Annotated in this window: 8 protein-coding genes; all 8 read right to left on the bottom strand. The window is 67.8% G+C overall.

All coding sequences use genetic code 11. The features are described from left to right. Positions 1 to 2,760 (bottom strand): NAD-glutamate dehydrogenase domain-containing protein (locus ON20_RS06790; protein ID WP_174361864.1); only part of this gene is annotated, 2,760 nt, incomplete at its 3' end. A gap of 157 nt (positions 2,761 to 2,917) precedes the next feature. Further along, on the bottom strand, positions 2,918 to 3,397 hold the full coding sequence (locus tag ON20_RS06785) for a hypothetical protein (protein WP_040834087.1): 480 nt from the start codon (positions 3,395 to 3,397) through the stop codon (positions 2,918 to 2,920). Positions 3,398 to 3,704: 307 nt separating this feature from the next. Beyond that, complete coding sequence (locus tag ON20_RS06780) at positions 3,705 to 4,814, bottom strand: discoidin domain-containing protein (RefSeq protein ID WP_040834086.1); 1,110 nt, start codon at positions 4,812 to 4,814, stop codon at positions 3,705 to 3,707. A gap of 85 nt (positions 4,815 to 4,899) precedes the next feature. Further along, complete coding sequence (locus tag ON20_RS06775) at positions 4,900 to 5,256, bottom strand: helix-turn-helix domain-containing protein (RefSeq protein ID WP_040834085.1); 357 nt, start codon at positions 5,254 to 5,256, stop codon at positions 4,900 to 4,902. 15 nt (positions 5,257 to 5,271) lie between these two features. After that, on the bottom strand, positions 5,272 to 6,969 hold the full coding sequence (gene eccE, locus ON20_RS06770) for a type VII secretion protein EccE (RefSeq protein ID WP_245547085.1): 1,698 nt from the start codon (positions 6,967 to 6,969) through the stop codon (positions 5,272 to 5,274). 20 nt (positions 6,970 to 6,989) lie between these two features. Then, positions 6,990 to 8,342, bottom strand: coding sequence for a type VII secretion-associated serine protease mycosin (mycP, locus tag ON20_RS06765; protein ID WP_040834082.1), 1,353 nt, complete (start codon positions 8,340 to 8,342; stop codon positions 6,990 to 6,992). Next, positions 8,342 to 9,880 (bottom strand): type VII secretion integral membrane protein EccD, encoded by a 1,539-nt coding sequence (gene eccD, locus ON20_RS06760; protein ID WP_040834081.1) that lies wholly within the window; start codon positions 9,878 to 9,880, stop codon positions 8,342 to 8,344. Before eccD ends, mycP begins: the two co-directional genes overlap by 1 nt. Next, positions 9,877 to 11,511, bottom strand: coding sequence for a MinD/ParA family ATP-binding protein (locus ON20_RS06755; RefSeq protein WP_245547084.1), 1,635 nt, complete (start codon positions 11,509 to 11,511; stop codon positions 9,877 to 9,879). The genes eccD and ON20_RS06755 overlap by 4 nt, the downstream gene beginning before the upstream one ends. Between the last annotated feature and the right edge of the window lie 27 nt (positions 11,512 to 11,538).

Genomic DNA, 11,538 nt, shown 5'->3' with positions numbered 1-11,538 from the left:
CACGGCCCCGGTCGCGCGGTCGACATTGTCGGTGACGTCGAGCAGCCCCGAGATGAAGGTGCGATAGCAGGCCACCCCCTCCGCCTGCAACGCCTGCCGATCCACCAACCCATCCCCCGTCGCCGCCGGCGGCTGCTTGACCACGAAACCACCCTTGGCCCCCACCGGCACGATCACCGCGTTCTTCACCGCCTGGGCCTTGACCAACCCCAAGATCTCGGTCCGGAAATCCTCCAACCGATCCGACCAACGCAAACCACCCCGCGCCACCGCACCGAACCGCAGATGCACACCCTCCACCCGCGGCGAATACACGAAAATCTCATACCGCGGACGCGGCTGCGGCAGCAGCGTGATGGCCTGCGGGTCGAACTTGAACGACAGATGTGCCGGCGGGTTTCCGTCCTCGTCGCGGCGGAAGTAGTTGGTGCGCAGGGTGGCCGAGATCAGCTCGAGCACCGCGCGCAGCACTCGGTCGGTGTCGAGGCCGACCACCGCGTCGATCTCGGTGGTGAGCCGCTGGGAGGTCTTCTCCGCCCGCTCGGTCGCGGCCTCGGCACCGTCCGGATCGAAATACGCTTCGAACAATTCGACGAAACCACGGGACATCATCGGATTCGCCAGCAGCACTCGCTTGATACCGGCGATACCGTAGGCGAAACCGGCCTGCTTCAGGTATTTCGCGTACGCCCGCAGCATCACGATCTGACGCCAGTGCAACCCGGCCCGCAAGACCAGCTCGTTGAGCCCGTCCACCTCGGCCCGACCGAACCACATGGCCGCGACGGCATCCTGGAACCGACGGGCGATACCCGCTCCGGCGGATATCTCCTCGGCGCTCGCCCGGTCCTCGGCCACATCACCGAGATCGGCTTCCATCTCGGTGTCCAGGGCGTCGCGCAGGACCGCGGCCGGCACCCGCAGCGCGAAGTCGTAGATCCATCGCTGCCGATCGTCGGGCAGCGCCAGCAGATACGGCCGCTCGTCGACGACTTCGACCCCGAGGCTGTGCAGGACCGGCAGCACCCGGCTCAGCGATACTCCTTCCCCGGCGACATAGAGCGCGAACCGCCATTCGCCGGCCGGCGCGTCCGGGCTCCGGTAGAGCACGGTATCGATATCACCGTCGTCGAGCCGGTCCAGTCGGCGCAGTTCGGCCAGTGCCCGATCCGGTTCGAATTCCTGCTGGTAGCTCGCCGGGAAGGCGGCCGCGTAGTCGGTGACCGCGCCACGGGAGATGCCGGAAACACCCGCGGCCGCGGCCACCAGCCGATCGGACCAGGTGCGGGTGGTGGCGAAAAGGAGTTCTTGGATCCGTTCGCGGTTCTCCTCGGACAGGTCCGCCGGCCCCGCCTCGGCGGCGCGGTAGACCGTGAAATACACGACGGCCAGTTCGGATTCGGTGACCCGGGCGGAATAGCCGATCTGGTTACCGCGGAATTCGGCCATCAAGATGTCCTGCATCCGCAACCGCACCTGGCTCGAATAGCGGTCGTTGGGCATATAGACCAGGCAGTAGACCGCCCCGCTGCGTGAATCCTCGCGCAGGAACAACCGGATCTGCCGGCGCAGCCCCAGGTTCATCACCGACGACACCGTGTCGAACAGCCGCCGCGCGTCGGCGGAGAACAACTCCGCGCGTGGGAAGGTCTGCATCACCTCGAGCATGCCCTGGCCGGAGAACGAATTCAGGTCGAACCCGGCCCATTCGATCACCTGGTGCACCCGCCGGGCGATCACCGGGATATCGAGGATGTTCTCGTGCAGCGCGGTCACCGCGAGCGTTCCCACGAAAACGTGCTCACCGCGTACATTGGCGACGGTGAGGCCGGCGGCACCCCGCCCGCCCGCCTCGGTATCGGCGTATTCGGCGACACTCACGAAGTACAGGTTCGACGAACCGGGAATCAGCGAATCCGCCGAACCGTTGATCAACCGCAGCACCGGACGTTTCGCGCCCAGCACCGGCACCTCGATCTCGGCATTCGAACCGTCACGCAGTACGCCGAGCCCGGTGCCCGGCACCGGCCACAGGGCCAGTTCCGCGTCCGGCGTCGGCGCGGTCCGGCGCAGCCGGTAGTCGCTGTAGCCGAGCACGGTGAAATGCCCGTCGGCCAGCCAGCGCAGCAGGTCGGCGCATTCGGAGATCTCGCTGTCGTCGCGCTGCGCGGCCGCGCGGTCGAGTCGTTTGGCCACGGTGACCAGCGAACCGACCATGGCAGGGGTGTCCTCGTCGACCACGCGCAGTTCGTCGAGCAGTTGCGGCAGGGCCTGTTCCACGCGATCGAGCACCTCGTCGGTGACGGTCGCGGCCAACTGCACATGGATCCACGATTCCGGCAGGACACGGTGTCCGGCCGCGGGGTTGTGACCGTCGCCGTCGCGCGGGGCGATCTCACGCAGCCGCCCCTGCTCGTCGCGCACTACGTCGAAGACCGGGTGCACGACCTCGGTCACGGTGGCGCCCAACCGGTTCAGGGTGGAGGTCACCGAGTCGACCAGCAGCGGCATATCGTCATTGACGATCTGCACCGCGACGCCGAGGCCACAACCGTCGTCGGCGCGGTAGACGCGGGTCGATACCGTCCCGGGCGCCCGGGTGGCGCCGAGTTCGAGATGATGGTGGAGGATGTGCTCGGCTCGGTCGGTAATGGTCAGCGTGGACGAATCCGAATGGCTCCAGCGAAAGTACGCCGCCTCCAGATCGCTCGGCTCCCCTCGGAACCGCTGCTGCGAAACCGTGTCCTGTGTTGTCGTCACCGTGGATCCGCGCCTTCCCACATCTGTTCTCGTCCCCCTGTGTTTCTCCCCGGAGCCCCACTGTACGCGCTTAACGTACCGTTGTATAGCGGTACGTTAAATGTGAGCAACCTGCATCCGCGCCCACCAGGTATTACTTCACCCACCAGGCGGTATGTCACTGCTGCAATAGACCTGAACGAGCCAGAAAGGTCTGCGCCCCGGCACGGTCGGTGAACGATCCGGTGTCCACGCGCAATCCGGACGCGGTATCGGCGAACAATACCGCCGACGACGCGTTGATGGCCGCGAACACCTCGCCGTCCGCGACAACGGTACCCCCCGCGGACCGCCACTGCTGAATCGTCTGGGTGAGCTGTCCCGGCTGCACCCGCTGCACCTGGAAGGTCAACTCCCGGCCACCCATGATCCCGCCGAAGAGCAGCGGATCGCCGGCGGCGATCACACAGCGTTCGACGCCTGTCCCTGCGCCCTGCGGCCGACAGGACGCACTGCGCAACGGGCCGGGCAGCTCCACTACGGCACCGTCGGTCGCCCCGGGCGGCTCGAATCCACCCAGGCCGCTCATCGACGGCGGCGATATCGAACAGGATCGCATCATCAGGAATACCAGCAGCACCAGGACCAACCCGACCACGGCGAACGCCGCGTTCCACTGCCATCTCGGATGATGCTGCCGAACAACGTCTTCCGCCTCCGGGACAAGGCGCGAACGTATGGCACCGAGCAGGGACCCCGGAAGTTTCGGACCCGCACCGGAAGCGCTCGTCGTCCGATCCGCCGTCGTCGGATGCGCGACCGCGACGGAAGCAGCGGCCGCGGCGGGCCCCGGATTCGGCAGCGGCGCACCGCAATGCGCGCAGACCGTCCCGACGCCCCCGGCGGGATGGCCGCAATACTGACAGGTCACACCCGACAAGACACCACCACCGACATACCGCCACCTACCGCCCGGTGATCACGATCGACGAGATCGCGACCGCGTTCTCCGCCGACTCGCCATTGGATTCCAATACCGTCAGGACGATTTCGGAGGCTTCGATCGGAGGTTCGATCCTGGTGACCACCAGCGACCGCTGATCGAGCGTCTCCTGAGTGTAGGTGGTCTTGTTTTTGTCGTTGAGCTCGTACGACACCCGGCTCACGGTGCGGAATTTCGTCCACTGATCGGTGCCGTCGCTGCCGATATGATCCCACCCCGGGACGATGCCGATGGAATCCACCTTGTATTCCTTACCGAGGTCGATGCGCATAACCTGGCCATCCACCTTGTAGGCCCGCACACACGACCACGCCTTGCCCGGTTCCCCCGAGAAGGCGTCCATCGCGTCTGTACTTCCCGGCGGGCAATTCGCCTTCGCCGACTCCACCTCGATGGTGCCGCCGGCCTCGCCCTTCTGGGGGGGCGTTTGCTGAGCCGGAGTGGTGGGGGGAGCCGGCGCGACCGCCAGCGGCCGGTTGTCCTGATCATCCTTGCCGCCGGTCGCCACCAGCAGGACCACGATCAGGAGGGCGACAACCGCCGCCACCGCCAGCGCCACTTTGGGTTTGCGCAACTGGGCGCCGACCTGGTGGGCGATCTCCTGAGGGGAGGGTCGCTCACCGGTCGACCGCCCGGCCGTTTCACGCGCCGCGGTTTGTTCCGTGGCCTCCTGATTGGGCGGCGCGTCGCGCGTGATCCGCTCGGCCGCGGCATCGGCATAGTCCGGCACGAAATCCGGCCCCGGACCGAGGTTCTGACCGCTGAGCAGGGCATTGATGCGATCACTCGACGACGAGCCACGCGGCGGGCGACGGGGGCGCGATTCGTCCGGGCCCACACCGACCATAGCGGGATCGTCGACCGGCGACACCGGCGCCGGCAGGTCGAACAGCGACTCGTCGACTGCGACGACCGGCCGTTCCGCCGCCGACCGCTCCGCCGAATCACCGGTAGCCATCTGTGGGGCAGGCTCGTCCGCGACCACGTGCCCGAAATAAGGATCCGACAGCAGCGCGTCCAGAATCGCACCACGATGGTGGAGAAATACATCTCCCGGGTCCGCATCGGGCATGGCCGAATGGTATCGACTTCCCGTATCCCTCGGTCCAGCGCTATTCCCGCTGCGGAGAACAGCGCCGCTCGCCCGAATGCGGTGCTCAGCTTCGTTTCGTGTCGGTGACGAAGTACTCCGGCGGGACGTCGAACACCCGCGCCAGCGCGATGATCAGGTCGAGCCGCGGAATCGCGTCCCCATGGATGAGCCGGTACAGTCCCGACTGGGAGACCGGCACGTCCGGGTACGCCAGCTCCAGATGCTGCGCCAGCGAGTACAACGTCAACGAACGGGTCGATCCGTCCTCGGTGGACACGACCGATTCGGCGATCAGTTCCGAGAGCCGACTGGAAAAGACCGCCGCTGCCGCCTGCCGCGGGGTCAGTTCCTCCCCGCCTTCCGGATTTGGGAAACTGCCGCTGTCCGGCTGGGAATCCTCCGCTACCACAGTGAACGACACTACAGTCCGCCCGGATCAGCCGATACGACGCCCGACCGGCCGAGAGACCGGCATGGTGGGCACGGAGGTCATCGGTGGGGCCGACACCGACCCCTGCGGTTCCGCGAAGTCGAGGTAGCGGGTCTCCCCCCGCGGCTCGATGAGATTCACCCGGACCGTACGCATCGGGATGTTCACCTCCACGGTGGTATCGCTGACCTGTTCGATTACCAAATCCACCGTGCGGCGCCGTCGCACGCCCGGATCGCTGATGGAGACCGTAGTCGGAGCCGCCGAGGCATGGGCCGGCAACTGATCGAAAACGACGATCGTCGCGTCTTCTCTCGACTCCTGGCGATCCCTGCCGTCCCCCGCATCGCCCACCAGCCGTAGCGACCGCGGATCGCCCACCGCACTGACCAGGTGCTGCCACCGTTGCGGACGATTGGTGTGCACCTCGACATCGGCCCCCACTACCGTGGCACGCAGGATGATCTGCTGCGCGACGGACAGTTGAGCGTGCACGTCGATGGAGCGTCGGCGCGGGTTGTAACGCGCGGGGTCGAACAGCGGCAGCGCCAAGCGGTGCCGCGGCTGGCCGCTGATGGCGCCCAGGATCTGACCGTTCGGACCGATGGCCACACTGAGCCCGGCGGCCTGGTCCGCGGCGGCGGCTTCGACGGCCTTCTCGTCCTGTGCCAGGTCTCGCACCGAAGTGCCGGTGGGCAGCGTCGCCCGCAAAGCGGTCAGCTGCCGCCCCGGCAGGCGGCGCAAGTAGTCCGGAAGCACCTCCGGCGTGGCCGGGCCCACATAGCGCACCATGGCACGCGGGCCGGAATCCACAGCGGACAGGCTCACCACCAGGGTGGTACGACCATTGTTCCAAGTCCAGCAGTCGTCCAGGCCGACTCCCTCGAGTTCGGACCAGTCGATACCGAAGCTGGTGACGTGCCGGCCCGGCACCGGCGTCCGCAGACTGTTCCAGCCCTCCCGCACATCGGATGGCTCGATGCCCGCGTGCAGCATCCTGACGGCATCGACCAGCGCTTCGGCCGGTAACGCGTGGGCGGCAATACCGCGCTCCCGCAGCCGTCCGGCGATCCGGTGCGCCGCCGTCGCCAGAGCCTTCGGCGCGACGACCGAACACGGCCCGCGCCGCGACAGGGCCGGTAGATTCCGCTCCTGATCCAATCGGACCACCAACCAGGTCAGTCGGTTGCCGATCACGGGATTGGAGCCGATCAGCTGGTCGTAGAGCATGCTATAGCTACCCGCGGAGCGCACCCGCTGTCCGGTGGTGACGATATCGATGTCGACAGCGATCCCGTACTGATCGAGCATCGGCAGCAGAGCGTCCACCGGAACCGTGTCCTCGGTGTAGACGGTCTGCTCGGCGATCACCGTGGGAAGGTCCAGATTCGGCGCGAGCTGGATCATGGCGATCAGAATGTCGCCGTCCTCTCGGACCCCACAGGCACCGGCCGCCACTTGAATATCGCGAACCGACGCCGGTACGGCCAAGGCCGCGGCGCGCTCGGCCCGCCCGAGTCGGTAGTCGAGCCAGTCCAGGAACCAGCGCACCGGGGTGCGGCCGCGCAACCGGACGGTCACCGTCAACAGCAGAGCCACGGCGACGATCGCGCTCGCCCACAGCGGGGCGTGTGTGGCTACCCCCGCCACCACCACGCTGCCTCCGACCACGACACACGCGAACGGGCCACGCTCGACGCCCACAACCCGATTGTCCCGCGCATTCACCGCGACCTCCGCAGCGCGCGGCCGCCGTAGCTCGCACCGATACCGACCAGCACCGCGGCGGCGATCACGATCGCGGCCATCACCCCGGGACGCTGATCCTTCGCCCGCGGCGGCGGAGGTATCTCCAGGCCGGCGGCCTGGAAGAGCCCCTCCGGCGGTTTGGGTGGGGTCCGGTAGCTCAAGGATGCCGTCGGGTCGATCACACCCGCTCCGACGGTGTTGTCGATACCGCGTGCGGGCGAGTGCGCGCCGGCCTGCAACCGCGCCGCGATCTCACCCGGTGTCTCGTTCGGGTACCGCGAGCGCAGCAGAGCCGCCGCTCCGGCGACATAGGCCGCGGCGAACGAGGCGCCGCCCACCGGAGTCAATTTGTCGGGTGCGCCGACACCGTTGATGAGACCCCCACCTCCGGGACCGAGTGATTCGATACTGGTGCCCGGTGCCGCCACCGACACCCAGGGTCCGGTCAGTGACTCCTCGGTGACCGCACCGGTGGCCGTGGTGAAACCGACGGTCAATACGGGGGGTGAGAACCATCCCGGTGCGGAAATGGTCTTGACATCGCGCCAGTTGCGCGGGTCGTTCGGCCGACCGGGGTCGATATCCGGGTTCTGCTGGCAGCCCTCGCTACCGGCGTTGCCCGCGCCCGCGATGACCAGCGAGCCCCGGACGTGCACCGCATACCCGATGGCAGCGGACAGCGCATCCTGGTTCACCCTGTCCTCAACGGCCACACAGACCGGGATGGGCACCACGATCACGCCGGCTCCCAGGTTGGCCGCATGGGTGATCGCCCGGGCCAGGGTGCGAATTTCGATGGCCGTCCGCTCGGACCGCTCGGATGGCGAGCGTTCGATCCTGAAGGCTCCCGAACGGTAGCGAATGGAGATGATCCGAGCGTCCGGCGCGACTCCGGTGAAACCGTCGGCGGGATCGGCCTTGGCGCCGATGATCCCGGCGATCAGGGTGCCGTGGGCATCGCAGTCGGACAACCCGTCCCCGCCTGCCACATAATCACCGCCACCGACCAGATTGGGCAGGCGCGGATTGGGCGATGCGCCGGTGTCCACGACCGCGACGGTCACCCCGGCCCCACTGCTCAACGCCCGCGCCCGCTCCAGATCGAGCGCCAACTCCGCGGGCGGCACCCGCGTCAGGTCGCTGTCCTGCAACACCCCGGCCGCCAAACAACCCTTGTCCTGTTTGGTGGGCATCTCCGGGCCCGGCGGACCGTCGGGCGGTGGTGGGCCGACCACCACTTCCGGCGGAACCAAGGCATTCGCCTGCGCGGCACCGGTGAACAGCACCAGCCCGGCCAGTGCCGCGACCGCGACCCTGCCGAAAACCATCAGATCCCTCGCATTGCGGTGTAGATGCCCATGATCCAGAACGCAAGAATAGGCACAACGAGGATGAGCGCGTACTCGATCAGGTCGATCACCCGCCGCGTCACGGGGGTCAACCGTTTCCCGGGCAGCCGCAGGGCCGCCACGCAGGCACCGCACGCGATGACCGCCACGATCACGACGACCGCCAGCCGCGCGAAGGCGCTGCCATAGGCTCCCACGAGCACAGCGGCCGTGCCGAGTACAACAACAGAGGATCCGCTGACCAGCGCGATCGCCTGCACACGGTCCGGGTGCCAACGCGAGCGCATGGCCAGAATGCCGGCCACCGCCGCGGCCATGACAATCTCCCGGATCCCGCCGGGACTCACCGCGGCGCAGATCACCGTCGCCACTGACAGAACCATCGAAATCGCGGAGATCAGGCCACGCAGGCTGGTGACCGCGAGCCGGGCACGGCTCTCGATGCCCACCTCGTTGCGGTGTTGTTGACGTTCGGCGTCGGCGGACCGCTCGGCATCCTGATCGGTGTCCCGAACGGTCGCCGCGTCGAAGATATCGGTCAGGGTGGCCGGGGAGACCTCATTACCGGGGTCGGGCAGATCCGGGGGCCGGATACGGGCGATCACGACCGCGATCCGGGGGGCGAGGGTCAACATAACCAGGCCGAGGAAAACGGCCCCACCCGCCACCTGCCGAACCAGCAGATCCAGGTAGGCCAGCGGAAGCACCACGACCGTCACCACGATGCCGAGCACGGTCACCGCCATCAATGTGGCGATTCCCCAACCGGTCACCCGTATCATGGCCGCCGCCGCGACCGCGGCCACCACCGCGCCCGCGACAATATTCGCGGGCGCGAACGGCCCCGGCTCACCGTAGGCCGGCGGCACCAGCATGGCACTACCGGCGAACAACAACGGAATGGCGGACAAGGACAAGCCGAGCGAAACCCGCGGCGCGGCGTCATGGTTGCGCGCGACGACGGCGACACCCCAGCAGGCGGCGCCGAACAGCAGCGCCGGCAGCGCACACCACACCAATGACGCGGTCTGCGTCCACATCCACGATAGGAGGGCCGCGATCGCCACCGCACCCGTTCCGAACGTCACCAGGCCGACCACCGCGGCCGTGTCGCTGTCGAATTCGGCGAACTCACGTTCGTTGATCAGGGCGAGCGCATCGGTGATGTCCTCCACCACCGGGGTGAACACCTCGGCCGATTCCACAGCGGCCAGCATGAGCACGGCGCCGTCGACGATGTCGTGGTCGGCCAGACTGCGCCAGCGCGGCATCGGCTGCTCACCCGGCCGGGCCAGGCTCCATTGACCACTGGGCGGGGTGAAATCCACACTCTCGTCGTCGATCGCCGCGGCCAGCACCGCCAGCAGATCATCGATGAAGGTCTCGATGGTGAATTTGGTCGGTACCACCACGTCGACCTGATAACTGGCGACCATCACAGCGACCCGCGCGCGGGCGACCTCCGCCGAGGCGGCCGCGCCCCCCACCGACGGCGGCGCGGCCTGCGCGGTTGTCATAGACGTCCTCCGTGATCACTCGGACCGGTCGGGTAGCCCGGGAAGTCGTCCGCGAGACCGGCCGCGAGTTCCTCGAACGCCAGCTGGGTCTCCTTGTCGAGAAGACGCAAGTCGATCTCGCCTCCCTCCGCCAAGTGCGGATCGAACGGTATCTGGCAGGTGGGTCGCTGCGCGGTCGCGAAGAGCTTCTCGATCGCCGACACCTCGACCGTGGGTTTGATCGGATGTTGCTGCACGATCGCCACCACGGATGTCGCGATCAGATGGTCGAAACCATGTGAGCTCAACCAGTTCAGCGTAGCGACCGCACCCGTGACCCCGCCGACCGTCGCCGGGGTGACCACCACGACCGCGTCGCTCGTCCGCAGTACGGCGTCGGTGGCCGAATCCAGTACTCCTGTACCGCAGTCCACGACCAGCAGGTTGTAATGGCGGCGCAGGACCTCCACACCGATGCCGTACTCCTCACCCGTGAGCGCCTGGGAGGCATCGGTGCTCCACGGTGAGGCGATCACCGCGAGATCGGCGGTGTTGACCGAGGTATAGGCGTGCACGGCGGAGAACGAGTCCAGGTGCTGGGTGGATTGAGCCAGATCGCGCAGCGTCAACCCGTAGGGATGACGCGCGGTACGGGTGGCGAGATCACCGAAATCCGGGTTCGCGTCGACGGCGGCCACCCGGTCGGGGCGCAGTTTGGCGAAGACCGAACCGAGTGTGGCCGCCGTCGTGGTCCGGCCGACGCCGCCTTTCACGCTGAGCACCGCGATCTGATACGGGGCGGTGAGCTGTCGACGAATGCGGTTGCGCCGGTCCTCGGCACGCTGTTCGGCAGGTGAGAGCCCGAAGTTGAAGCCGACCTTGTTCAGCGCACCGCGCACCCCGGCGGCGGAGCGCAGATGCGCCTGCCGCACGGCGGCGATATCGGCCAGCATCTGCGGCGAGGCCAGGGCAGGTGGGAGCACTTCCACCCGGGGCGTGTCGTAGCTCGTGCGAGTGATTCGGTCCGGCACCCGGGACGCGGCAGTGTTCGGCATCGGGTGGGAGCCGGTGGCGTTCGGGTAGTGGTACGTGGACGGACCGCTCGCCTGGCTCGGGGAGTTGTTCGGTTGCGCGACGGCGGATTCCCCGTGGGCCGCCGGGCCTTGCCGCGCCGATGTCGGGTATCCGGCCGGATCCGCTCGGGTAGGCGGATTCACCTGTGTCGGGGCCGGGCCGGGCACAGGAGCGGACTGCGCATTCCGCTGCGCCGCCTCACCGGTCGATGGGGCAGGATTCACCGCTTCCCCGGTGGACATCGACGGTGCGGCGGGCACACCGGCCGCGGGCCAGTTTCCGGGGTCGGGCGCCGATACCGTGGCGGAACCCCGCTCGTCGTACTGCGGCGCTCCGGTCTCGGGCACGGGCGGTGTGGTCTCCTGCCTCGACCGGGTGGCCATCGTTTCCTGTGGTGGCTGCGCGCCCGCCGCCGGGGGTGAACCGTACTCGACGGGCCGCGATACCGCGGCGCCCGTTCCGCCGTTTGCGGCGGTGTCGTCCGAACTCTGCTCCACCTGGGCGAAGTAGGCATCATAGCCGCCCGTCGTCAAGGCCGCGGCAGGCGAATGCCCGTTCGTGATCGGTGCTCGGTTCATATCCGTCGTCCTCTCGACTCGCACGGG

Source organism: Nocardia brevicatena NBRC 12119, assembly GCF_000308495.1.
GTDB classification, from domain to species: Bacteria; Actinomycetota; Actinomycetes; order Mycobacteriales; family Mycobacteriaceae; genus Nocardia; species Nocardia brevicatena.
This window is presented reverse-complemented; position numbering and strand designations above follow the sequence as displayed.